Consider the following 21,477-nt stretch of genomic DNA (forward strand, 5'->3'; position numbering starts at 1 on the left):
CCTTGTCAGTGTGCAACATCCGGGGACCCCGCGCCGGGGCCGGATTTCAGCAGCTGATCGACATGGGCCGTCAGGGTTTCGGGCGAGAAGGGTTTGAGCAGTGTGGCCTCGGCCCCGAAGGCGCTGGCGGTCTGCAACAGATAGCTGCCGTCCAGCACCCCGCCCGCCGAGATCGCGAGGATGGGGAAGGCCCGCCCGCGCTCGCGCAGCTTCAGGATGGTCTCCAGCCCGTCGCGGTTGGGCATGAGGATGTCGAGGATCATCAGATCGACCGGCTGTTCCTCCACCAGCGCCGCCGCCGCCAGACCGTCACGCGCGGTCAGGGTCCGGTGCCCCGCCCCGCCCAGCACCGCCGAGATGAAGTCCAGCACATCGGGATCGTCATCCACCACCGCGATCCGCGCCATCCGCCGTCTCCCTCCGAAGCCCTTCCCGGGGCCACGGTTCAGCCTTGGGAACGGAATGTCAACTTTGACGTGTGCGACGCGGGGTCGCTGAAAGGGATGGTGCGGGGCGCAAGGCTCCCGCTAGAACAGCGGCATGAGTATCGAAGACGACGCCCTGCCGACGGTGACGACGCCGGAAGCGGCGGAGTAGGATTGGATGGCCGGCCCGCACGACGCCCTGATCACCGCCGCCGCCAAGGCCGCGCTGGGGCCGTTGGAGTTCCGGCGGAAGGGGCGGTCGCGGGTCTGGATCGCCGATCACGGCTGGTGGCTGAATGTCGTGGAGTTCCAGCCCAGCGGCTGGCAGCGCGGCAGCTATCTGAATGTCGCCGCCCACTGGCTGTGGTCCGACAGCGGCTATCTGAGCTTTGACCACGGCGGGCGGATCGACGGCTTCATTGCCTATGAGGGGGACGCGCAGTTCGCCGAGGCCGCCGCCGCTCTGGCCGACAAGGCGGCTGTGGGCGCGCGTGCGCTGGCGGCGGCGATCACCTCGCCTGAGGCGCTGGCCGGGATTCTGAGAGCCTCCGACGCCGTCGCGCGACCGGCGCTGAAAGCCAGTTGGCCCGGCTATCATCTGGCCGTAGTGGAAGCGCTGTCGGACCGGGCCGCCGAGGCGCGCCTACTGCTGGAGGCGATCACGGATGACCGGGTGAAGCCCGCCGCATCGCACATGGCGGGGCTGGTGACCGACCCGGCCCGGGTGAGGCAGGGCGTGTCCGATCTGATCGACCGCCAAAGGGAAGCCTTGAAGCTTCCCGGGCTGTCGGGGTCGACGTTCGCCTGACGCCTACTCCCGCCAGTAGGACGAACTGCGCCAGACACGGGTCCAATAGCCTACGAAGCCCAGGATCGTCCCGCCGACGACATAGCCGATCAGGCTGAGCAGCACCGGCTCCTTGGCGAAGAAAAATCCCGCGCAGAGGCCCATCAGGGCGCCGAGGGCGGCATGGAGTCCGCCGAGCGTCTCGCGCGGCAGGTCGTGCACCCACATCAGCAAAGCCCCCAGAATCGACAGGCACAAGGCCACGCCGGCGCCGAACAGAAGCCGCAACCCGTCGTCCTGCATCAGTCCTCCGGCCGCCGCCGAGGCGACGGCTGCGATCACGAAGATCGTGCTGGCCGGGATCAGAAAGGCGGGCGGTTCCTTCGACATGAGAGGATCATCGACGGGCGGACCTGACGGCGCAAGGCGTCAGCGCCGATAGTCCGGCGTCGCCAGCGGCATCGGCGTCGGGTTCAGGGCGACCCAGCGGACGGCGAGGTCGCAGAGTTCAGCGCCCGCCCCGTCGCGGGTGCGGGCCTCCCGGATCAGGACGGCGGCGCGGGCGCGGTCGGCGTCACCGAGGGGCGCGCCCGTGGCGGTGTGGTCGAGGAAGGCCTGGCCCATCTTGCGGTAGTCGGCGTCCCAGTTGACGCCGCCGTTGCGCTCGACCTCGTCGGTGATCCGGCCGGCGATGCGGATGACCTCGCCCTGCACCGTCTTCGCCGCGCCGCTGGAGGGGACCAGCGCCTGCCACAGGGCGTCGTGCTGGTCGGCCGGTTTGCCGGGCGGGACGAGGATCGGCGCCTTGCCGTCGTGCATCCTCCGGCGGGCGACCGGCGTGACGTCGAAGGGGGCGTAGAGCCGGTCGAGCGCGTCGCTGAACTCGTCAACCGAGTCCGGGTTGAAGCTCGCGCGGTGGAACTCGAAATTCTCGCCGATCCGGGTGACGGCGGCCTGCATGTCCGGGGTGACCGGGCTGCCGGACGCGCCGCCTGAGAATGCGCCTTTCAGCCGGTCGAGCAGGCCCGGTTTGGCGGCGGGCGTCGCGGCCAGCAGCAGGGGCGCGATGTCGGCCATCGAAACGATCTGGATATTGCTGCACTGGCGCAGACCCAGCTCCAGCGGAGTCAGGCCCGCGCCGTTGCGGGCGTCGGCGCGGGCGCCCCGGGCCAGCAGAAGCCGCACAGCCTCCGCCTTCCCCGACGCCGTGGCGCGATGCAGGGGGGTATCGCCGGAGCGGTCCGTCGCATGGATGTCGGCGCCCAGTTCAAGCAGCAGGGCGACCTTGCCGTTCCAGGCGCCAGCGTGGTGATACAGGGGCGTGCGCCCGTAGCTGTCCAACGCCTCCAGGTCCGCGCCCTGCTCGACCAGCCAGCGGATAAGGGGTTCCGGCGCGTCATTGAAGGCCAGCGCCGTCTGTTTGCCGTAGCCGCCCCGCGCCTCCAGCTCGCAGGTGTCGAAGACCGCCTTCAGCGCCTCGAGATCGCCCGCCGTCAGCAGATCGCCGAAGGCCTTGGGCAGGGTCTTCTTCTTCGCCTTGGACATGGGAGGCCTTCCGGAGGTCAACGCAACAGCGGGGATCAAACACGGTCGCCGGAAGCCGGTCCATCGTCGGGTCGTGAATACGGCGGCGCGGGAAACCGGTTGTCAGGCTTTACCCGTCAGGGTGGCGGTCTCCCTCGCAGCAGATGGACACCTGATGCGCCCCTCCCCGGCGGTTCTGGCCCTCGGCCTCGCGCTCGTCGTCGCTCCGGCGGCGGCGGAGGCGTGCGCCGTGCCGCGTCCGTTCGATCCGCATTGGGTGAAGGACGCCGACGCCGTGGTGGCCGGTCGGGTGACAGAGCACAGCCGCGAGCGGGTGAAGGTTCGCGCCCAGGAGATGAGGTGGGTCCCCACTCCGGATGGCCAGGTTCAGGTTCCCGAGGAGCTGTCGCTCGAACGCGAAACCGTCACCGTCGACGTCGCGGTGGATCAGGTCCTGATGGGCGAGGCGCCGAAGCAGCTGCGGCTGGACTGGCCGCAACAGTTCGTGCCGGGAGAGACCGGTTTCGCGCCCGGACACTATGTGATCGCGCTGAAGCGTGGGCCGTCGGGGCGGCCGGACGATGAGCGCCTCGTGATCTATTCCAGCCTGTGCCGGGGCGGGCATCTGTACGCCCCCAGCGGCTCCGCGCGCGGCATGGCCTTTATCCGGGTGCTGATGGGGCGAGACCCCGAAGCGCCGCCCCCGCCGAAGCGGCCCGACCCCATCGCGGAGCCGCGCGGGGTCCACGCGGCGGCCCCCGCCCCCGCGCCAAACCCCGCCCTGGAGCCGTCCTGGGGCAGTTTGCAGTTCGAGGAGCCCGAAGGGTGGAGACGCGTTCCGGTCCTGCCCGTGGTGCTGGCGAGCGGCGCGCTGGGCGGGGTGCTGGTGGCGGCGATCCTGCTGCGACGGCGGAAGCGAAAATAGCCGCCGATCAGCGCGGAAGGGCGTTGATCCAGGCCTCGACGGCGGCGGTGTCGGACATGTCGCCGTCGAAGCGGTGGGTCGGGGTGACCGGCTGATTATGGCCGCGCGGGCGGCCGATGTAATACTTCATCGGCAGGGACATTGAGCCCAGACCGCTGGGCATGCGGACGCCACGAACCTCCATCTAGATGGTGTCGGCGCCGGTCTCGCGTCAGACGGGAACCGCGCCGAAGCGGGTCCACAGGTCGACGGCGTCGAGGCAGGCTGACATGCAGGTCTCGTCGGTCAGGACGAAGACCCGGCCCTGACAGACACCCAGAACCCCATGACTCACCCCCCGGGATGCTTGGATGAGGGACGTTATGGCGCCGGGCCGTCCGCACCAACCGTCGGATGCGAGCCGCCCCGGTTGATGCGGCAGGCGCCCGTCAGACCTCCGGGGCGGCCACCACGATCTTTCCCCGGGCGCGACCGGAATCCAGCCGGGCGAAGGCGGCGTTGAGATCCTCGAACGGCAGGACCTGATCGATCACCGGACGCAGGGTTCCCGCCTCGAACAGGGCGGTCAGCTTTTCGAGCTGCGCTCCGTTCGCGCGCATGAAGAGGAAGGCGTAGTCGACGCCCCGCGCGGCGGCAGCATGGCGGACCCGGCGGCTCATGAGCCCCAGCAGTCCGCGCATGAGCCAGTTCATTCCCGCCGCCTTGCCGAAGGCCGGATCGGGCGGGCCGGACAGGGAGATCAGCTTGCCGCCCGGTTTGAGCACCTGAAGCGACCGTTCGAGGGTGGCCGGATCGAGGCTGTGCAGGACCAGATCGTAGCCGGACAGCTCGGTCGCGAAATCCTGGCTGTGGTAGTCGATGACGACATCGGCGCCGAGGCCGCGCACCAGATCGGCGTTGGCGGCGCTGGTGGTGGTCGCCACGGTTGCGCCGAGATGCTTGGCCAACTGGATCGCCAAGGTCCCGACACCGCCGGACCCGGCCTGGATGAACACTTTCTGGCCCGGCTTCAACTGCCCCACCTCGACCAGAGCCTGCCAGACGGTCAGGCCGACCAGCGGGATCGAGGCGGCCTCGGCGACGGACAGGTTGGCGGGGGCGCGGGCGACATCCGCCTGATCCACGGCGATCCGCTGGGCAAAGCCGCCGATGCGGCCGTCGCGCGGGCGAGCGTAGACGACGTCGCCGACCTTGAAGCGCTGAACAGCCGGGCCGACCGCCGTGACCCTGCCCGCCACATCGTGCCCGAGCACCACCGGCGGACGGTAGGGCAGGAGCGGCTTGAAGGCGCCGTCCCGGATTTTGGAATCGAGCTGATTGAGCCCAGCGGCGCCGATCTCGATCACGACATCCGCATCGCCCGGCACGGGCTCGGGCCAGTCGCCGAAACGGAAGGCGCCGCCCTTTTCGTAGCGGTCCAGACTCCAGGCTTTCATGGCGGCCTCAGCTCGTCTTGCGATAGCGGTCGGCCGGGACTGTGTTGCCGAAGCTGGGCAACATCGCCTGACGGGCGCCCTGGAAGGCGTCCCACAGGGCGCCGTCGTGCAGGGGCGGAATGGTGATCGCCTCCCGACTGTCGAAACCGGCGAGAGCGGCGTCCACCAGATCACCGACCTCCATCAGGGGCGGCAGCTTGTCCGGATCGGCGCCGGAGCGGTCCCAGATTTCGGTGCGGGTCGCGGCCGGAAGCACGGCCTGCACATAGACGCCCCGGGGCCCCAGTTCCTGGGCCAGCCCCTGTGACAGGTACAGGACGAAGGCCTTGGTCGCGCCATAGACCGACAGGCCCATCTCCGGCGCGAGACCGACGACCGAGCCGATGTTGATGATGGCCCCCGCCCCGGCGCGGGCGAAGCGGGGCGCGACCGCGCCGGCCAGAGCGGCGACGGCGGAGACATTCAGGCTGACCAGTTTGAGGACGTCATCCGTAGCCTGACGGGTGAAGCCGCCGCCCAGACTGGCCCCGGCATTGTTCACCAGCACGCCGATCCGCTCATCATCTCGCAGGCGGGCCGCGACGGCCTGAAGATCGTCCGGCCGGGTCAGGTCCGCCTGAAGCACGTCGATGGCCGCCCCGGTTTCGGCGCGCAGGCGATCGGCGAGCGCTTCCATCCGCGCCTTGTCGCGAGCGACCAGCACCAGATCATGGCCCCGGCGGGCGAACCGGTCGGCGTAGGTCGCGCCGATGCCGCTGGAGGCGCCGGTGATCAGGACGGCGGGACGGTCAGACATGGGGTCAGCTCCTGTTTTCCAATCATGACAATCATCATGATTGTTGCCAAATATGATCATCATCATGTATCCGTCAATCCCAACGATGGAGATGAGGCGATGAAGGTCAGCCGGGAGCAGATGCAGGCCAACCGGAGGCGTATTCTGGACGCGGCCGGTGAGAAGTTCCGGGAGAAGGGCTTTGACGCCGTCAGCGTGGCGGAAGTGATGAAGGCCGCCGGGCTGACCCACGGCGGCTTCTACGGCCATTTCGCCTCGAAGGACGACCTGATCGCGCAGACGGTCTCGCATCTGACGACGGAGACCCTGACCCGTCGCGGGGACGGTCTGGAGGCGTATATCGACGCCTATCTGTCGCCGGGACATCGGGATGATCGGGCCGGAGGCTGTCCGACGGCCGCCCTCGCCGCCGATGCGCCCCGTCAGTCGCCGGACGGGCGGGCGGCGATGTCACAGGGCGTGCGGGCCCAGATAAACCGCTTCAGCCGGGCGCTCTCCGCGACGCCCGACGAGGCGGACCGGCAGGCGGCGATCGGCGCCTGGGCCGCGATGGTCGGCGCGGTGATCCTGTCGCGCGCGGTCGATGACGAAGCCCTGTCGGATGAAATCCTGACCGCGACCCGGGCCAGTCTCAGGGCGAAGACAGCCGGCTGAACGATCTCACCCGTCGGGGATCAGCCCCTTGCGGACCATGCTGTCCCCGGCGGCGATGATCGCCTCGCGCGGGGGACGCGGGGTCCAGCCGAGGAGACGCCGGGCCTTGTCGTTGGTGGTTTTTTTCACATAGCCGAGGTCGGCCACATAGGGCCGCACCTGCCGGTTGAAGACCGCGCTCAGACGCAGGACCAGATCGGGGATGGTGCGGGTCGGCACGCGTTCGGCGGACGCGCCCAGAGCCTCACGAAGGGTGTCGGCGATCTGCTTCATCGACAACGGAACCCCGTTGGAGATCAGGAAGCGCTGACCGGCGGCCTGCGGCGCCGTCATCGCGGAGACATGTGCCGCCGCAACGTCGCGAACGTCCACGATGGGGATGTACAGGTTCGGCAGGCCCGGCACGGCGCCCGTCAAAAGGCGCTGGATGATGTGGTTCGAGCCGGAGATGTCCCGGCCCATCACCGGTCCCATGACGGCGACGGGCAGCAGGCTGGTCAGTTCCAGCGTCCCGCCTTCGGAGGCGATGAAATCCCACGCGGCGCGTTCGGCCAGTGTCTTGCTCTTGCCGTAGGCGTCGACACCGGGGCCGTCGAGGATGGTCCAGTCATCGTCGTTGAAGACCCGGCCGTCGCGCCGGTAGCCCCAGCTGACGGCGTGGAAGGCCGATGTCAGCACTACACGGCCGACGCCCGCGTCCCGCGCGGTCCGCAAGACCCGGAGCGTGCCGTCCACGGCGGGCGCGATCAGCTGGTTCTCATCCTCGACATGGCCCGGCTGAACCGGCGAGGCGACGTGCAGGACGACGTCGATGCCGCTCATGGCCCCCGCCCAGCCGTCGTCCCGCATCAGATCGGCGGCGACGAACCCCAGAGCCGTGTCATCCTGAAGTCCGGCGTCATGCAGGACAGCGCGCACGTCGCCTTCGCGATCAAGCGAGCGGAGCGTCGCCCGGACCCGATGGCCCTGTTCGATCAATTGCAGGATGCAGTGTCCGGCGATGAAGCCGGAGCCGCCAGTGACGAGGACGTGTTTGCGGGTCATGGCTGAAGCTCTCCGGTGACGGCGGGGGCGGTGCGTTGTTCGCGCCACCGCGAGGGGCTGGTCTGTTCCCAGCCGCGAAAGGCGCGGGCGAAGGAGTTCGGCTCCTCGAAGCCGAGCAACATGGAGATGGCGGTCGTATCGAGATCGGTATCCGCCAGCAGACGGCCGGCCGTCGTGCGCCGGACCCCGCCGAGCTGGATCTGGAAAGAGGTTCGGTCCCGGGTCAGCCGACGCTGAAGCGTCCGAATGCTGGTCCCGAGACGACCGGATACCGCCTGCACGGTCGCCGGGCGCCCCTCGCTGAGCTGGCGGGCGATCGCCACGCGCACCAGACCGATGAAGGTGGAAAAGCCCTCCCCTCGCCCCAGCCGGGCCTCGAGCTGTTCAAGGACGTGGCCGAAGGCGCCGCTGTCAGCGGTGACGAAGGGAACTGTGAGGGCGTCACGGTCAAAGACCATCGCATCCCATGTCGCGCCGAACACGACCGGGCAGCCGAAGTGGCGCTCGAGCAGGGCGCGGTCCGCCGGACGGCGTGACAGCTCCACCCGGACCGGCGCGACACGCCCGCCGCTTCCACGCCCGGCGAGCGCCGCCAGCGAAGCGAGGACGGTGTCCACGAGCAGACGCGGCGGGGCGCCGGTCGCCTGAAGCCAGCGGTAGCGGACCACCACCTCTGTTCCGAAGCTTTCTATCTCGACCAGTTCTGGGCAGGTCAGGCTCTTGTACCGGGACAGGCTGGACAGGGCGGTGCCGAAGTCCGGCGCATGCAGCGCGACGATGGCGGCCACGCCATAACCCCCGTCGATCCCGCCGGCGCCGAACCGCAGCCCCGCCGCACGATCCTCGATCTCCTGCCCGGCGGCGGTCCAGAGGGCGAAGAAGTCGCTGGTGTCCCAGGCGTTCGACGCCGGTACGCCCGCGCGCTCGCACAGGCGGTTCAGATCAAACGCCTCAAGGGCGCGTGGCGACAGGGTGAAGGTCCCGGGGGTCCGCATGGATCGAAAATACCGGCGGCCAAGGGTCGTCGACAAATCCGATCACGCCAAATCGCGGGCCTCAGACCGGCGCCGCCCCTTCCGTCACATCCCCGAACACCCGGCGGAAGCTGGTTTTCAGGGCGTCGTCGGCCTCGTCCATGGTGGCGGGGACGCCGAGGTCGACGAGGCTGGTGACGCCGTGGTCCTGGATGCCGCAGGGGACGATGCCGCCGAAGTGGGTCAGGTCGGGTTCGACGTTCAGGCTGATGCCGTGGAAGCTGACCCATTTGCGGACCTTGACGCCGATGGCGGCGATCTTGTCCTCGCGGCTCCAGCCCGGTCCCTTGCGCTCGACCCAGACGCCGACGCGGCCCTCGCGCACGTCGGCGGGGACGTTGAACTCATTGAGGGCGCCGATGATCCATTGTTCGAGGCCGCGGACGAAGGCGCGGATGTCCTTGCCGCGCTGGTTCAGGTCCAGCATCACATAGGCCACGCGCTGGCCGGGGCCGTGATAGGTGAACTGGCCGCCCCGTCCGCTGCGGTGGACCGGGAAGCGCCCGACGTCGAGCAGGTCCTCGTCCTTTGACGAGACGCCCGCCGTGTAGAGAGGCGGATGCTCCAGCAGCCAGACCAGTTCGGGCGCCTCACCGGCGGCGATGGCGGCGGCGCGGGCCTCCATGGCCTCGACGGCGGCGGGATAGTCGACATAGCCCCTTGAGACCGCCCATTCGACGGGGCGGCCGTCGACGCGCGCCAGCTTTGATATGGTTTCGCTTAAGGACTGGGAAAGCATGATGCCCCCAATGTGGGGATCAGGAGCCCCATGCAAGACCACTCCGCCGTATCACCTTCAGTATCAGAGTCCCCCGTGAGCCAGATCGAATCCGTCGATGTCGAGATTTCGGTCGTCCTGGGGCGCTCCGTGCTGCCCATGAGCCAGCTGCTGAAAATGGGCCGGGGAGCGGTGATCCCGCTGGATGCGTCGGAGCACGACGAGGTCTGGATTCTGGCCAACAACCATCCGGTGGCGCGTGGCGAGATCGAGATCCGGGATGACCGGATCGCGATCACCGTGACGCGGGCGGCGGACGTGTATGACTTCATGGCCGGGGCGGCTTGAGGGCAGCACTCAGAAATTAGGGCGTAGGAATTAGGGCGTAGGGAGTTTTTGGCGGAGTTTCGGGTGTCCGGAGTTCGTAGCTACAAAGACCTGCTGGTTTGGCAAAAAGCGATGGATGTCGCAGCGGCCACCTATGAAAACCCGCGCCTATCCACGCGAAGAACTGTTCGGCCTGACCTCCCAGAGCCGCCGAGCCGCCGTATCGATCGCCGCCAATATCGCCGAGGGGCTACGGTCGTGACAGCCGCCCGAGCTTCATCCAGTTCCTCCGTGTGTCACAAGGCTCGCTGAAGGAACTTGAAACCCATCTGCTGCTTGCTGCTCGCGTGACCGTGACAGAGTCCCGGACGATCGAACCGATTCTGCGTGATCTGGATGAACTTGGTAAAATGCTGCGAGGCCTGATCAAAGCGCTGAACAGTCGACGCAGCGCTGACCCTACGCCCTAATTCCTACGCGCTAATTTTCTCTACCCAGCCGCCTTCACCAGCACCGCGTCCACCGGCTGGATGACGCCGTTGGAGGCGGCGCTTTCGGTGCCGGTGAGGGTGGCGGCGGCGCCGTCGGGGGCGGTGACGCGCAGGGTCTGGCCCTCGCGGGTGAAGGTCAGGACGCCGTCATCCATGGTGCGCATCTCGACCCGGCCGTTGGTGGCGCGATCAAGGGCGGCGTTGATATCGGTGCGGGTGACGGCGCCGGGCACGATGTGGGCCTGAAGCAGCTTGGCGCCCTGGGCCGGCTGATCCTCGCCCGGCGCGCCGCCGGCGGCGGTGAAGGCCGAGTCGGTGGGGGCGAAGATGGTGTAGGGGCCGACGCCTTCCAGAGCGGTTCGCAGGCCAGAAGCCTGCACCACGCCGTCCAGCATGCCGAGATCACCGCTGTCCTTCAGGCTGGCCGCGAGGGTGCTGGTCGAGGGCCGCGGCGCGCCGGCGGCCTCGGGCGTCTCCGGCGTCTCCCCGCAGGCGGCCAGACCGAGGTTGAGCGTGAGGGCGACCGCGGCCGCCCCGATCAGAATCTTGCGCATCGGTCGGGCTCCGTCAGGCCAGCAACTGGATCACGGCCTGGACCAGCCGGGTGGTCGGATCGACCTGGTACACATAGCCGTCGTTGTAGCGATACCAGCGGTCCGGCGTGTCGGCGTACCGGGCGCGGTAGTCATAGGGGACGTTGTAGATGTCGTAGCCCGAGGGCATGGGCTGGCCGACGGTCCATTGCTGGCCGGTCAGCAGGGCCGCGATCTGGCTGATGCCGTTGTTCTGGCGGTCCACACCGTAGATGACGCCGTCGGCGTAGCGGTAATCGTACCGGTCCGGCAGGCGGTAATAGTCGGTGAAATAGGTCGGGGCGGGCTGGTAGCTGTATTGCGTCGGCCAGATCGAGCCGGTCGACAGGGCCCCGCCGAGAACCGGCAGCCAGCCCAGCAGTCCGCCCGAGGTGTTCACCCGGTACAGATAGCCGTCGTCATAGCGGTAGCGCTCGCCATTCCGCGCCCAGCGATCCCAGACATGGTCATAGCGGGCGCGGCGCTCGGCTTCGATGCGCCGCGCCTGCCCGGGCGGCAGGCAGCCGTTGTCCTTGCGCGCCAGTCCGGGCGGGCAGCCGTTGATGACGACACGCTCGCGCCGGGGCTCGAAGCGAACGAGGTCACGGACGATTCGGTCGCGGTCGCGATCCCGGTCGCGTTCCAGAACCGGGATGGGCGCGGGGACAGGCGCGACGCGGACAGGCCGGTCGGGACGCCCCGGATTCGGGCGGTCCTCGCGACCCTCACGGTCGGGGCCGCGATCCGCGCGCTGTTCGGGCCGCGCCTGGGGAGCACGCTCGCCGCCCCGGGCCTGTTCAGGTCCACGCGGCTGCGCCCGGTCCGGTCCCCTGTCCTGTGCGGGGCCGCCACGCGGAGCGCCCTTTTCAGGGCCGTGGCCGCGACCGTGATCCTGCGCCATCGCCGCCGGCGCTGCGGTCATGGCCAGCGCGAGCGCCAGCGGAATAAGTCTGGACATGTTCGATCCTCAACAGCGCCCCGCGGGTGTCAAAAACGTCTTCTTTGAACACCAGTTCCGGCGCCCCCTTCCCTTTCCCCGCGACCTCCGCTATCAGCCGCCCTCCGATGCGAGCGGTCGTGGCGGAATTGGTAGACGCGCAGCGTTGAGGTCGCTGTGGGGCAACCCGTGGAAGTTCGAGTCTTCTCGACCGCACCATCCTGCTTCGCCCCTTGCGGGGCTTCGCAGGACTGGACATTGGAGTGAGGCGAAGCAGGATGCCCTGCGAAGCCTTGGCGTAGCAGGGCTGCCCTTACCGAGGTCGCCGTGCACTACGTCTATCTGCTCGAAAGTCACGCCGATCCGGCCAGACGCTATGTCGGCGTGACTTCCGATCTGAAAGCTCGCCTGCTGGAGCATAACAGCGGGAAATCCATACATACCGCGAAGTACGCTCCTTGGCGGATCGTCACCTACATTGCCTTCTCGAGTCGCCGTCAGGCAGAGGCGTTCGAACTGTATCTGAAGTCGGGCTCGGGGCACGCTTTCGCGCGTAAACGGCTTTGGTCATCTTGACCGTGGCGGGCCCATGGTGGACAGAAACCAGACACCCCGGGCGCGCATGGCCGCGCCTGACTTATTCAAGGCGAATCATCGGCTAAGGCTGGTTTGAAACACTGAGGGAGGCCGCAGCGTGAGCAATACCGCACCGGCCCCCCATTCGCCCCAAGACGAAGACATCGAACACATCGCGCTGGACGAGGACTACGTCCTGACGCCCGGCTTCGTGGAGAAGGTGGTCGACGCCGCCGATGACGGCGACGGGCTGAAGCTGCGCGCGCTGCTGGAAGACCTGCACCCCGCCGACGTGGCCGACCTGATGGGCTTCCTGACGGAGCAGCATCGCGGCGTGGTGGTGCTGTGGCTGCCGCCGGAGCTGCTGGCCGAAACCCTGCCCGAGCTGGACGACAGCATCCGCGAGGAGGTGCTGGAGCGCGTGCCGCACGGGACGCTGGCCGAGGCGCTGCAGGAACTGGATTCGGACGACGCCGCGGCGGTCGTGGAGGATCTGGAGGATGATCAGCGCGAGAAGGTGCTGGCCGCCATGCCCGAGGTCGATCGCGCGGCGATCGAAAGCTCGCTGGGCTATGCGGAGGACTCCGCCGGACGTCTGATGCAGCGCGAGGTGATGGCCGCGCCGCAGTTCTGGAACGTCGGCGACACCATCGACCACATCCGCAAGCAGGGCGAGGAACTGCCCGAGCTTTTCTTCGACATCTATGTGGTCGACCCGGTGAACCGCCCCATCGGCGGGGTGGCGGTCAGCCAGCTCCTGCGCAGCCCCCGCGCGACGACCCTGCTGGACATCATGGAGCCGGTGAACGAGATCGCCGTCGACCAGGACCAGGAAGAGGTCGCCTACATCTTCGAGAAATATCACCTGATCTCGGCCCCGGTCATCGACGCGGCGGGGCGTCTGGTCGGGCAGATCACCGTCGATGACATCGTCAACATCATTCAGGAAGAGAACCGCGAGGACATCCTGCGTCTGGCCGGCGTGTCCGACGAGGACCGGGGCTCGTCCGTGTCGGAGATCGTGCGCGGTCGCGTGCCCTGGCTGGCGATCAATCTGGCGACGGCTGCCCTGGGGGCCAGCGTCATCGGTCTGTTCGAGGGCACCATCCAACAGATCGTCGCGCTGGCCGTTCTCATGCCCATCGTGTCGGCCATCGGCGGCAATGCGGGGACGCAGGCCCTGACCGTGACCGTGCGCGCGCTGGCGACACGCGAACTGAACTCGGCCAACGCCATGCGGACCTTCCTGCGCGAACTGGCGGTCGGCGTCGCCAACGGTCTGGTGCTGGCCCCGCTGATCGGGGTCGCGGCGGGATTCTGGTTCCGGGACGAGGACTGGCGCATCGGTCTGGTGATCGCGGCGGCCATGGTGCTCAACCTGCTGGTGGCGGCGACCATCGGGGTGCTGACGCCGCTGACGCTGTCGAAGTTCAAGTTCGACCCGGCGGTGTCCTCGGCGGTGTTCGTCACGGCCACGACGGATTTCTTTGGTTTCCTGATCTTCCTCGGCCTCGCGACCCTCGTCCTGCTCTGACGAAACCGTGAGCGGCGTGGGTCTTGCGGGGTCTCTCCGTAAGCGAAAGCGTCCGTCCCGATCTGGAACACATCCCTGTGGTTGATACGAACAGGCCCCGTCTGAAGGTCTCCCGTGCGGGGATCGTGCTCATCAAGAGCTTCGAGAGCTTCCGGCCGCGCGCCGTGCGGCGCGAGGACGGACGCTGGGTGATCGGTTATGGCCACACCGCCTCGGCCCGCGAGGGGCTGACGGTAGGCGAGGCGGATGCGGAACTGCTGCTGCAATACGACCTGATCCCGGTGGCCAAGGCCCTGAACGAACAGGTCCAAGCCCCGCTGAACCAGCACCAGTTCGACGCCCTGGCCAGTTTCGCCGTGTCGGTGGGCGTGGACCGCTTCCTGGGCTCGGACGTGCTGAAGCGCGTCAATGCGGGACAGACGGGCGAGGCCGCCGACGCCCTGATCGGCTGGCCGGAGACGGTGACGGCGGATGCGGCCCTGCGTCGCCGGGCGGCGGAGCGGGCGCTGTTCGTGGCCGATCCGGCCGCGCCGGTGCTGCTGTCCGACCTGCTGGCCGCGCCCCTGCCCCCGCCGCCGGTGATGGTTACGCCGGAGGCCGTCGAGACTGTCGAACCGGAGCCGGTCGGTGGACCTGTCGCCGAAACGGCGAACGACCCCGCGCCGCTGAGCCGCGCCGCCGCCGTGGCCTCGCTGCTGGGCGAGCCGCATGCGCCGGAGGCGGAGCCTGAAGCGCCCGTCGAAAGTCCCGCGCCGGAACCGGAAGTCGAAGTTACGCCCGAGCCTGTGGAGCCCGAGCCGGGCCCCGAAGCCGTCGCCACGCCCAGGCCGCTGCCGCTGCCGTCCGTCTGGGCGCCGCAAAAGCGGGCCGATGTGAGCGAGGCGCCGAACGCCGCCTTCTTCCAGCGGTATTCGCCTTATTCGACCCTGGCGGTCGGGCCTCTGCCGGGGTTCCCGACGCTGGGGCCGGTCGCCGAACCGGAGGTCGAGCCCGAGCCGGTCGCGGAACCTGAGCCGGTCGCCGAAGCGGAAGCGCCCGTCATCGCCGAGGCGCCGGGCGAGGCCGCCCAGCCTGAGCCGGCGCCGGAGCCGGTGGCCGAAGCCGTCGAGGCCCCGGCGGCCGCGCCGGTCGAGCCGCTGATCGTCGCCGCTGCACGAGCAGAAGCGCCCGTCGAACTGCCGGTCTTCGGACAGGCCCCGACGGCCTCGCCCTTTCCCCCGCTGGAGCTGACCCCGGCGGTCGAGGCGGACTTCGTCGAGGTCGACCGTCCCGTCTGGGGCGCCGAACAGCGCGAACCGGCGACCGGGACCGAAGAAACGGTGCTGTTCGAGGACGAACCGCCGCTGGCGGTGCTGCGTCACGAGGTGGAGCCCGCCGCACCGCGCCGCTTCGACTGGATCGAGACCGGCCCCTACATGATCATGGGCGGGCTGGGTCTGTTCTCGTGCGCCGCCTCGGCGGCGGCCTTCCGCAAGGCCATGTCCGACCGCTCGCCGCTGGACGACTTCTCGGTGATCGCCTGGGTTCTGGCCCTGATCGGCGTGATCTGCGTGGGCGTCTCGGCCTGGAACCTGTACCGCAAGGCCGGGAAGCGGGCCGACGACGAGGGCTGAGACGGAGTTCAACTCACCTCGTAAGGTGAGCTTGACCGATGGCGTTCATCGTTATCGGGGCAAGCTCACCCCAAGCTATTTTTTGGCGACTGCCGCTGGAACAAGGAACGGCGTTAGACCTTAGAGGGTCATGACCCGTGACGAACAAATCATCGAACTCGCCGCCCGTGCCAAAGCCGCTTTCAAGGAGCTTGGCGACGCCATTGCAGCCGCTGCCCCTGATGCCGACAAAGAAGTGATCGCTGATAAGTGCAACGCGATCTCTGACCAGATCGCAGAGTTGGGCGCCTGGGACCTCCCTTAGAACCAAGGCGCCTACGCCTGCATCGTCATAGCGTCCCTTCCCGTCGCTTTCGCTCCGGAAAGGAATGGGCTACCTCGCCGTGCATGAGCATTCCCTTCGCGCCCCAATCCATGGAATTCGGCCTCGGCGAGAACGCTGACGCCATCCGCGACACCACCGCCCGCTGGGCCGCCGACCGGCTGGCGCCGCGCGCCGCCGAGATCGACGAGAAGAACGAATTCGCCCGCGACCTGTGGCCCGAGATGGGCGAGCTGGGCCTGCACGGGATCACCGTCGAGGAAGAGTACGGCGGCCTGGGCATGGGCTACCTCGAACACGTCGTGGCGATGGAGGAGGTGTCGCGCGCCTCGGCCTCGATCGGCCTGAGCTACGGCGCCCACTCCAACCTGTGCGTCAATCAGATCCGTCGCTGGGGCACCGCCGAGCAGAAGGCGAAGTATCTGCCCAAGCTGATCTCGGGCGAGCATCTGGGGTCGCTGGCCATGTCGGAGGCCGGATCGGGCTCGGACGTGATGTCGATGCGCACCCGCGCCGAAAAGAAGGGCGACCGCTACGTCCTGAACGGCACGAAATTCTGGATCACCAACTCGCCCACCGCCGACACCCTGGTGGTCTATGCCCGCACGGGCGAGGGGAACGGCGGCGTCACCGCCTTCCTGATCGAGAAGGGAATGAAGGGTTTCAGCGTCTCCAAGAAGCTGGACAAGATGGGCATGCGCGGGTCGGACACCGCCGAGCTGGTGTTCGAGGACTGCGAAGTTCCGGAAGAGAACGTCATGGGCGGCGAAGGGCGCGGCGCGGCGGTGCTGATGAGCGGCCTGGACTATGAGCGCGCCGTGCTGTCGGGCGGTCCGCTGGGCATCATGCAGGCCGCGCTGGACGTGGTCCTGCCCTACGTCCGCGACCGCAAGCAGTTCGGCAAGGCCATCGGCAGCTTCCAGCTGATGCAGGCCAAGGTCGCCGATATGTATGTGGCCCTGAACAGCGCCCGCGCCTACGTCTATGCCGTCGCCCGCGCCTGCGATCAGGGCAAGACCACCCGTTACGACGCGGCGGGCGCGATCCTGCTGGCGTCTGAAAACGCGGTGAAGGTGTCGCTGGAGGCCGTGCAGGCCCTGGGCGGCGCCGGCTACACCAAGGAGTGGCCGGTCGAAAGGCTGGTCCGCGACGCCAAGCTGTACGACATCGGCGCCGGGACGAACGAGATCCGGCGGTTCCTGATCGGGCGTGAGCTGCTGGGGTAAGGCCTTTCAAAACTGCCGTTCAGTGCTACCTTAAGACCATGAGCAAGTCCGCCGGACATTATTCGGGGTGGGTGAAGCGTAGCGCCGCGACGGGCCGCTTTACCGCGCCGATCGGGCAGACGACGACCGGCAGGGGCTTCAAGGTCGTCAAGTTCGCTACGCCTCGCAGAATTGACGATGAGAAGCTGAGCGCCGCCTTGGCCTCTGGCCGGTTTGCAAAGGGCGCTCGTGAGCCGGGCGCCTAACGGCTACCGAAAATCCGTCTTTGTGAACGCGCCGTTCTCCGACGATCGTCGCGACGTCTTCGATGCAATCATCTTCGCGACACTGGCCTGCGGCTTCACACCCCGGTGTGCGCGCGAGTTCGACAATGCGGGGCAGGCTCGCCTAGACAAGATCATCGCGCTGATCCGCGACTGCCATCTGGGCATCCACGACATCTCCTTCATGGAGCTGGATGAGGGCTTGCCGAGGTTCAACATGCCGTTTGAACTGGGCATCTTCCTCGGGGCGGATCGCTTCGGGCTGAAATGGATAGGTCAGAAGGCCTGCACGATTTTCGACCGGGAGCCTTTCCGGTACCAGCGCGCGCTGTCGGACATCGCGGGACAGGATATCCGTGCTCACAATTGCGAGCCGGAACGGGCAAGCCGCGAAACCCGAAGCTGGCTCGCCCACCACTCCCGTCAGGGCGACCAACTCCCCGGTGCGCAGACGATATGGACCATGCACACCCAGTTCGAAGCAGAACTGCCTGACCTCGCCGCAGCCTCCCTGCGGGAAGCCGGTGAACTGACGTTTGTGGAGCGTCGGCACATCGCCACGGAGTGGTTGCGGGTTCGTCTGGCCTGATTCTGGAAAGGCCCGCCCCGGCGCTGGCCGGAGCGGGCCTTTCCTTTTGCATAAGGCGCCGATCAGGTGGCCGGACAGTCGCCGAGGCGTTCGCCGGTCATGGTGACGGTGGTTTCGGCCATGTTGGGGGCCGGGGCCGGGTCCATCTTCGTGTTCACCGTCATGACGTAGCGGCTGTTGAAGTCGCCGGTCACGCGGATGGTGCTGTCAGCCTTCATGCCCTGCATGGTGCAGGTGGAGCTGGAGACCATGGCGTCACCGTCACGGGTGAAGGGCTGGGTGGTGCAATTTGCGCCGGGGGTCCGGTTTCCACCGGGCGCCTCGAAGGTGGCGCTCTGGATGCAGGTCTCGACCGGCGCCATGGCCGGGGCGCCGCCGGGCATGCCGGACATTTCAGTGGTCACTCTCCAGAGCCCGGGCCTGGGACCGTTCATCATCTCCGCCGCCGAAGGAGCCGCGCTGTCCGCAGTCGCTTCCGTCTTGGCCTCGCCGCCTTGGCCGCAGGCCGCCAGGCCGAGCGCGAGCGCGCCCGAGATCATGGTCCGCATGTCGTCGTTCCCTCCACCGGTCCTGTCGCCGGCACAGGTCCAATGACGAAAGTCACGGTGCGTTCCCGCAACAGGCGAGGAACCAGCCGCCTTCCCACAGCTTTGGCCTTTTTGACGGAGGTGTCCGATGCCCGCCAAGTCCTCCGCACAGCAGAAGGCCGCCGGCGCCGCCCTGAGCGCCAAACGCGGCGACATCCCGAAATCGAAGCTGAAAGGCGCGTCGAAATCCATGGTCGAATCGATGACCGAAAAGGAGCTGGAGGACCTGGCTCACACCCCGCGCAAGGGGAAGAAGGAGCATGCGCCGCAGGGCCGTTCCTGAACCTGCGGTGTCGCATGGACGTTTCTTAAGTGGCGTAACGGCATAGCCGCGCCTAGATCAGTTCTTCCAGCCGCTTTCGCCCCCGGAAACGCCCGTCAGCCGATGCCCGACTACGATTATCAGGCCGACACACGCCCGTTCTCACAGGTGATCGAGGACATCGGGGCGAAGAACGATCCCAAGCTCTACATCGGCGAACTGATCAATGCGTTCGGGGAGCGCGGATTCGGCGCGACCCTGCTGTTCTTCGGCCTGCTGAACATGGTGTTCGGCGCGGTGCCGGGGACGACGACGGTGCTGGGCGCGCCGATGCTGCTGATCGGCGTTCAGCTGGTGACCCGCCGGGACCAGCTGTGGATGCCGAGATGGCTGTTGGCCCGGTCCATTGAGCGGGCCACCTACCGCGAGGCCGTCGCCAAGGTGCTGAGCCCGCTGCGCAAGGTCGAGCGGCTGGCCCGGCCGCGGCTGGAGGTGATGACCAACGAGCTGTCGGAAATCCTGATCGGCGTGGCCATCGTGCTGATCGCCGCGGTGCTGATGCTGCCGATTCCGGGCGGAAATTTCGTGCCGTCCTTCATCATGTCGATGTTCGGTTTCGGCCTGTTGCAGCGCGACGGGCTGGCGGTGCTGGTCGGCTGGGCGGCGGTGGCGCTGGTCGCGATGGGCGGCGTGGTGGTCTGGCTGGCCTGGGAATGGGTGGCCCCCTACCTGCTGCCGGTCTGGCACTGGCTGCTGAGCTGGCCGGCGGAGCTCTGGCACGCGGTCACCGGCCTGTTCTCCTGACATCGGATCCCGGGCTGAAACGCGAGACGCCGGAGAGGTGAACCTCTCCGGCGCCTGCGAGAACCTGGTGTGATTACTGGAACAGCGACAGGACCAGCTGCGGCGTCTGGTTGGCGATGGACAGGGCCTGCACCCCCAGCTGCTGCTTCGTCTGCAGGGCCTGGAGCTTGGCGCTTTCCTTCGCCAGATCGGCGTCGACCAGATTACCGACCCCCGATTCCAGCGCGTCCGACAGCTTGCCGACGAACGTCAGGTGGGTGGTCAGCGCCTTCGACTTGGTGCCCAGACGCGCCAGGGCGCCCGAGACGTTGTCGATGGAGGCGTTCACGGCCGTGAGGGCCGCTTGCGACTTGGTCAGCGTTTCGATCGATTGCGTCGCCGCGACCGTAACCGTGGTGCTACCCAGAGCCATGACTTCAGCCGGGACCGTCAGGGTCGCGGTGCCCTCGGCGTTGGCCAGAGCCGTGAAACCGTCCGCAGCGGTCTTCAGCAGGTTGACCCCGTTGAAGGTGGCGTTGTTGGTCACAGAGGCGATCTGGTCACGAAGGGCCTTGAAGTCCTCGTTCAGGGCGGCGCGGGCCGCGGTCTTGAGCGACTTGTCAGTCGCCGCGAGAGCTTTCTCCTTCATCTGCAGCAAGAGGTCGGAGACCGTCTCGCCCGCCGCCATGGCCACATCGGTCGCGGCGACGCCGCGGTCGAGTGACTGTTTCACCGCGTTCAGCGCCCCGATATCGGCACGTTGGCCCTGGGCGATAGCCCAGATGGCCCCGTTGTCCTTCGCCGACGAAATCTTCAGGCCGGTGTTGATGCGGCTCTGCGTCGTCGCCAGCTGGGCGTTGGTCGCGTTCAGGTTCTGGAGCGCCACTTGAGCGCCCACGTTGGTGTTGACCGACATAACCATCGGGTAGTTCCTTCCATTCTGGTCGGTTGTGAAGGGCCTTCTGGCCCTAGAACCGGTTCTGGTTCGCGCACGCCCTCGCAAGGATCGCGCCGCGCTAAACCGTTGATTTGAATGGAAGGACGGGGGCGCAGGGGCTGCCGGTGGGCAGAATTGGCCGGGCGTCAGAAGGACTTTATGCGGACCTTCTCCCTCCCCGTCCCGGGGAAGGGATGTCGGCGCGAAGCGACGACAGGGTGGGGGCGGCCCGGCGAAGAGAGCGCGGCTGCCTTGCCTTAGCCCTCCCCACCCGGCTTCGCCTGCGGCTTAGCCACCCTCCCCGGGACGGGGAGGGAGAATTGCGGGTTACGCCGCCTGCTGGCCGGGGCCGGCGAGGCCTTGCATGATGGATTTGTTGATCTCGATCAGGGTCTCGAAATCGTTGTCCCCGCGCATGATCTCGGACGAGTGACGGCCGACGAACAGGCTGATCGAGATGATCTGCGCCCGCAGCGGCATGGCCATGGCGTTGTTGGGGTCCGAGCAGTCGGTGGCGAGCGCCGACCACAGGCGGCGGTTCCAGTCGAGCGCCTCGATCCGGGTCTTGATATCCGACGGGTCAGCGGTCGAGGCCTGCATCAGCGCCCGGGTCACCTGCCCGAACAGCCGATACTCCGCCTCGCGCGGGGTCTCAGCCCGCGTCGCCGCGGTTTTGTACGCCTGAAGCGACATTCGCCAGACCTTCCTCGTAATCCACCAGTTTGCGGGCCGACATCAGGGCTTTGTAGTATTCGCGGGCCATCACGTGACGCGAGGCCGCGACGCACTCGGACAGGACGTCCGGGTTGCGCGAGGCGCCCATGAACTCGGTCAGGCGCAGCGCGAATTCGTCATAGACCTTGGGGGCCGAAGCCTCGTCCAGGTACATCATCATGACGGGGAAATAGATGCGCTTGGCGGGGGTGTCGGCCTCCGCCTGCTGCATGATGTCCTTCTCGCGCAGGACGCTGGCCTTGTTCTGAAGGATCAGCACGCCGCGACGGTCGCCGTTCTGGACGACAGCCCCGTTCAGAACAAATTTCTCGCCCGGTTTGAGCGACAGCTTCAACGGCATATTGGGCGTCTTTCCCCTCGGGCCCGGCATACGGTTCTAG

31 protein-coding genes and 1 tRNA gene are annotated in these 21,477 nt (G+C 67.8%); 16 read left to right on the top strand and 16 right to left on the bottom strand.

The annotated features are described in order from the left end of the window. Positions 1–5 precede the first annotated feature (5 nt). The gene (locus tag FKQ52_RS11195; RefSeq protein ID WP_141627251.1) at positions 6–407 is read right to left on the bottom strand and encodes a response regulator; all 402 of its coding nucleotides are present in this window, start codon (positions 405–407) and stop codon (positions 6–8) included. Between the two features lie 196 nt (positions 408–603). Here FKQ52_RS11195 and FKQ52_RS11200 point away from each other — a divergent pair, with 196 nt between their 5' ends. Beyond that, positions 604–1,233: a hypothetical protein gene (locus tag FKQ52_RS11200; protein ID WP_141627252.1), complete on the top strand. Its 630-nt coding sequence runs from the start codon at positions 604–606 to the stop codon at positions 1,231–1,233. A gap of 3 nt (positions 1,234–1,236) precedes the next feature. On the opposite strand, the gene FKQ52_RS11205 is transcribed toward FKQ52_RS11200, so the two are convergent. Beyond that, positions 1,237–1,602 carry a hypothetical protein gene (locus FKQ52_RS11205; RefSeq protein ID WP_141627253.1) on the bottom strand — a complete coding sequence of 122 codons (366 nt, stop codon included), beginning with the start codon at positions 1,600–1,602 and terminating at the stop codon, positions 1,237–1,239. A gap of 39 nt (positions 1,603–1,641) precedes the next feature. Further along, a complete protein-coding gene (locus tag FKQ52_RS11210) occupies positions 1,642–2,757 on the bottom strand; it encodes an ankyrin repeat domain-containing protein (protein ID WP_141627254.1) in 1,116 nt (371 codons plus the stop codon). A 154-nt stretch (positions 2,758–2,911) separates the two neighbouring features. On the opposite strand from FKQ52_RS11210, the gene FKQ52_RS11215 reads away from it, so the two are divergent. Continuing rightward, entirely contained in the window at positions 2,912–3,661 is a 750-nt protein-coding gene (locus FKQ52_RS11215) for a hypothetical protein (protein ID WP_141627255.1), read from the top strand. A gap of 7 nt (positions 3,662–3,668) precedes the next feature. Here the strand turns inward: FKQ52_RS11215 and FKQ52_RS16470 are convergent, their stop codons facing one another. The 4 genes from FKQ52_RS16470 to FKQ52_RS11225 form a co-directional block, all read right to left on the bottom strand. Beyond that, positions 3,669–3,845, bottom strand: coding sequence for a hypothetical protein (locus FKQ52_RS16470; RefSeq protein ID WP_168196841.1), 177 nt, complete (start codon positions 3,843–3,845; stop codon positions 3,669–3,671). A gap of 27 nt (positions 3,846–3,872) precedes the next feature. Further along, positions 3,873–3,995, bottom strand: coding sequence for a hypothetical protein (locus tag FKQ52_RS16785; protein ID WP_255431399.1), 123 nt, complete (start codon positions 3,993–3,995; stop codon positions 3,873–3,875). 94 nt (positions 3,996–4,089) lie between these two features. Further along, positions 4,090–5,097, bottom strand: a complete 1,008-nt coding sequence (locus FKQ52_RS11220; protein ID WP_141627256.1) for an NADP-dependent oxidoreductase — start codon at positions 5,095–5,097, stop codon at positions 4,090–4,092. A 7-nt stretch (positions 5,098–5,104) separates the two neighbouring features. After that, entirely contained in the window at positions 5,105–5,893 is a 789-nt protein-coding gene (locus FKQ52_RS11225; protein ID WP_141627257.1) for an SDR family oxidoreductase, read from the bottom strand. Between the two features lie 99 nt (positions 5,894–5,992). Here FKQ52_RS11225 and FKQ52_RS11230 point away from each other — a divergent pair, with 99 nt between their 5' ends. Further along, positions 5,993–6,547, top strand: coding sequence for a TetR/AcrR family transcriptional regulator (locus FKQ52_RS11230; RefSeq protein ID WP_141627258.1), 555 nt, complete (start codon positions 5,993–5,995; stop codon positions 6,545–6,547). A gap of 6 nt (positions 6,548–6,553) precedes the next feature. Here the strand turns inward: FKQ52_RS11230 and FKQ52_RS11235 are convergent, their stop codons facing one another. From FKQ52_RS11235 to lipB, 3 genes are all read right to left on the bottom strand, one after another. Then, entirely contained in the window at positions 6,554–7,591 is a 1,038-nt protein-coding gene (locus FKQ52_RS11235) for an aldehyde reductase (RefSeq protein ID WP_141627259.1), read from the bottom strand. Continuing rightward, positions 7,588–8,586: an AraC family transcriptional regulator gene (locus FKQ52_RS11240; protein ID WP_141627260.1), complete on the bottom strand. Its 999-nt coding sequence runs from the start codon at positions 8,584–8,586 to the stop codon at positions 7,588–7,590. The genes FKQ52_RS11235 and FKQ52_RS11240 overlap by 4 nt, the downstream gene beginning before the upstream one ends. A 61-nt stretch (positions 8,587–8,647) precedes the next feature. Continuing rightward, positions 8,648–9,364, bottom strand: a complete 717-nt coding sequence (lipB, locus tag FKQ52_RS11245) for a lipoyl(octanoyl) transferase LipB (protein ID WP_141627261.1) — start codon at positions 9,362–9,364, stop codon at positions 8,648–8,650. A gap of 30 nt (positions 9,365–9,394) precedes the next feature. Here lipB and FKQ52_RS11250 point away from each other — a divergent pair, with 30 nt between their 5' ends. From FKQ52_RS11250 to FKQ52_RS16900, 3 genes are all read left to right on the top strand, one after another. Continuing rightward, complete coding sequence (locus FKQ52_RS11250; RefSeq protein ID WP_141627262.1) at positions 9,395–9,691, top strand: FliM/FliN family flagellar motor switch protein; 297 nt, start codon at positions 9,395–9,397, stop codon at positions 9,689–9,691. Positions 9,692–9,824: 133 nt separating this feature from the next. After that, positions 9,825–9,932, top strand: coding sequence for a four helix bundle protein (locus tag FKQ52_RS16535; RefSeq protein WP_205750744.1), 108 nt, complete (start codon positions 9,825–9,827; stop codon positions 9,930–9,932). Positions 9,933–9,963: 31 nt separating this feature from the next. Further along, positions 9,964–10,140, top strand: a complete 177-nt coding sequence (locus FKQ52_RS16900) for a four helix bundle protein (protein ID WP_370450948.1) — start codon at positions 9,964–9,966, stop codon at positions 10,138–10,140. A 20-nt stretch (positions 10,141–10,160) separates the two neighbouring features. On the opposite strand, the gene FKQ52_RS11260 is transcribed toward FKQ52_RS16900, so the two are convergent. Beyond that, positions 10,161–10,715, bottom strand: coding sequence for a fasciclin domain-containing protein (locus tag FKQ52_RS11260; RefSeq protein ID WP_141627263.1), 555 nt, complete (start codon positions 10,713–10,715; stop codon positions 10,161–10,163). Between the two features lie 13 nt (positions 10,716–10,728). After that, positions 10,729–11,691: a hypothetical protein gene (locus tag FKQ52_RS11265; protein ID WP_141627264.1), complete on the bottom strand. Its 963-nt coding sequence runs from the start codon at positions 11,689–11,691 to the stop codon at positions 10,729–10,731. A gap of 113 nt (positions 11,692–11,804) precedes the next feature. Here FKQ52_RS11265 and FKQ52_RS11270 point away from each other — a divergent pair. The 8 genes from FKQ52_RS11270 (at position 11,805) to FKQ52_RS11300 (ending at position 17,793) form a co-directional block, all read left to right on the top strand. Next, positions 11,805–11,889, top strand: a tRNA-Leu gene (locus FKQ52_RS11270). Positions 11,890–11,997: 108 nt separating this feature from the next. Next, positions 11,998–12,246 (top strand): GIY-YIG nuclease family protein, encoded by a 249-nt coding sequence (locus tag FKQ52_RS11275; protein WP_141627265.1) that lies wholly within the window; start codon positions 11,998–12,000, stop codon positions 12,244–12,246. A gap of 304 nt (positions 12,247–12,550) precedes the next feature. Beyond that, a complete protein-coding gene (gene mgtE / locus FKQ52_RS11280) occupies positions 12,551–13,780 on the top strand; it encodes a magnesium transporter (RefSeq protein WP_370451062.1) in 1,230 nt (409 codons plus the stop codon). 125 nt (positions 13,781–13,905) lie between these two features. Continuing rightward, on the top strand, positions 13,906–15,393 hold the full coding sequence (locus tag FKQ52_RS11285) for a lysozyme (RefSeq protein WP_168196842.1): 1,488 nt from the start codon (positions 13,906–13,908) through the stop codon (positions 15,391–15,393). Between the two features lie 130 nt (positions 15,394–15,523). Next, on the top strand, positions 15,524–15,697 hold the full coding sequence (locus FKQ52_RS16475) for a hypothetical protein (RefSeq protein WP_168196843.1): 174 nt from the start codon (positions 15,524–15,526) through the stop codon (positions 15,695–15,697). 83 nt (positions 15,698–15,780) lie between these two features. Continuing rightward, positions 15,781–16,941 carry an isovaleryl-CoA dehydrogenase gene (locus FKQ52_RS11290; RefSeq protein WP_141627268.1) on the top strand — a complete coding sequence of 387 codons (1,161 nt, stop codon included), beginning with the start codon at positions 15,781–15,783 and terminating at the stop codon, positions 16,939–16,941. A gap of 38 nt (positions 16,942–16,979) precedes the next feature. Next, on the top strand, positions 16,980–17,186 hold the full coding sequence (locus FKQ52_RS11295; protein ID WP_141627269.1) for a hypothetical protein: 207 nt from the start codon (positions 16,980–16,982) through the stop codon (positions 17,184–17,186). 22 nt (positions 17,187–17,208) lie between these two features. Next, complete coding sequence (locus tag FKQ52_RS11300; RefSeq protein ID WP_141627270.1) at positions 17,209–17,793, top strand: hypothetical protein; 585 nt, start codon at positions 17,209–17,211, stop codon at positions 17,791–17,793. A 62-nt stretch (positions 17,794–17,855) separates the two neighbouring features. Here FKQ52_RS11300 and FKQ52_RS11305 read toward each other — a convergent pair whose 3' ends face one another. Next, the gene (locus tag FKQ52_RS11305; RefSeq protein WP_141627271.1) at positions 17,856–18,341 is read right to left on the bottom strand and encodes a DUF3617 family protein; all 486 of its coding nucleotides are present in this window, start codon (positions 18,339–18,341) and stop codon (positions 17,856–17,858) included. Positions 18,342–18,468: 127 nt separating this feature from the next. On the opposite strand from FKQ52_RS11305, the gene FKQ52_RS11310 reads away from it, so the two are divergent. After that, positions 18,469–18,663 (top strand): DUF3008 family protein, encoded by a 195-nt coding sequence (locus tag FKQ52_RS11310; RefSeq protein WP_141627272.1) that lies wholly within the window; start codon positions 18,469–18,471, stop codon positions 18,661–18,663. Positions 18,664–18,765: 102 nt separating this feature from the next. Then, positions 18,766–19,446: an exopolysaccharide biosynthesis protein gene (locus FKQ52_RS11315; RefSeq protein WP_141627273.1), complete on the top strand. Its 681-nt coding sequence runs from the start codon at positions 18,766–18,768 to the stop codon at positions 19,444–19,446. Between the two features lie 73 nt (positions 19,447–19,519). Here the strand turns inward: FKQ52_RS11315 and FKQ52_RS11320 are convergent, their stop codons facing one another. From FKQ52_RS11320 to flbT, 3 genes are all read right to left on the bottom strand, one after another. Beyond that, positions 19,520–20,347, bottom strand: a complete 828-nt coding sequence (locus FKQ52_RS11320) for a flagellin (protein WP_141627274.1) — start codon at positions 20,345–20,347, stop codon at positions 19,520–19,522. A 342-nt stretch (positions 20,348–20,689) separates the two neighbouring features. Continuing rightward, entirely contained in the window at positions 20,690–21,055 is a 366-nt protein-coding gene (flaF, locus tag FKQ52_RS11325) for a flagellar biosynthesis regulator FlaF (protein WP_141627275.1), read from the bottom strand. Beyond that, positions 21,015–21,437 (bottom strand): flagellar biosynthesis repressor FlbT, encoded by a 423-nt coding sequence (gene flbT, locus FKQ52_RS11330; RefSeq protein ID WP_141628336.1) that lies wholly within the window; start codon positions 21,435–21,437, stop codon positions 21,015–21,017. The genes flaF and flbT overlap by 41 nt, the downstream gene beginning before the upstream one ends. Positions 21,438–21,477: the final 40 nt, after the last annotated feature.

Source organism: Brevundimonas sp. M20 (assembly GCF_006547065.1).
In the GTDB taxonomy this organism is placed as follows: domain Bacteria; phylum Pseudomonadota; class Alphaproteobacteria; order Caulobacterales; family Caulobacteraceae; genus Brevundimonas.